General features: G+C 49.9%; 1 protein-coding gene. It reads right to left on the bottom strand.

What is annotated here, in order from left to right:
• Positions 1-525, bottom strand: a 525-nt coding sequence (locus A3750_RS13300) for a transcription antitermination factor NusB (protein ID WP_304440193.1), incomplete at both ends; no start/stop codon positions are given.

Genomic DNA, 525 nt, shown 5'->3' with positions numbered 1-525 from the left:
TCAAAATTTGGAAGCGTTGTAATATCGCAGGGAGCTTCAAGTTGAATGCCTTTTTGCGAAAAGGAGCACGGGCTGGCAACGGTTCCGATCTCGTTTAACGCCTTGAGATAGTCGTCTCGAGTTATTTTTGACGAGTTAACGCGTAGTGTCATAGGTGGATGTTCGTTGCTGGCCTTGAGTATTTGTGCGTAGCTCTCAGGCCAATTGTTCGCCAACTTGGCGCTGAACCACTCAGGGAAACTCTGCTCAATAGCGCTCGCATCTATTTCGGGCTTCTCATCGCGCGCTATCTGCCGGAGTATGGCGTTAATCAAGCCTTTCGTGTTCTCAAGCCCTAGCTCTTTTGCAGCCTCGACGGTTTCGTGGATTGCCGCGTGATCTGGGATGCGCGTGAAAAGCAGCTGATACGCGCCGACAATCAGAAACGTTTTGCTCAATGTGTCTTTGCGATGCAGGGGCCTTTGAAGATAGCCCGATACAACTTGGTCGAGAAAGAAAAACCAACGACAGCTACCAAAGAGAAGC

This window comes from Oleiphilus sp. HI0079, from assembly GCF_001635105.1.
This window is presented reverse-complemented; position numbering and strand designations above follow the sequence as displayed.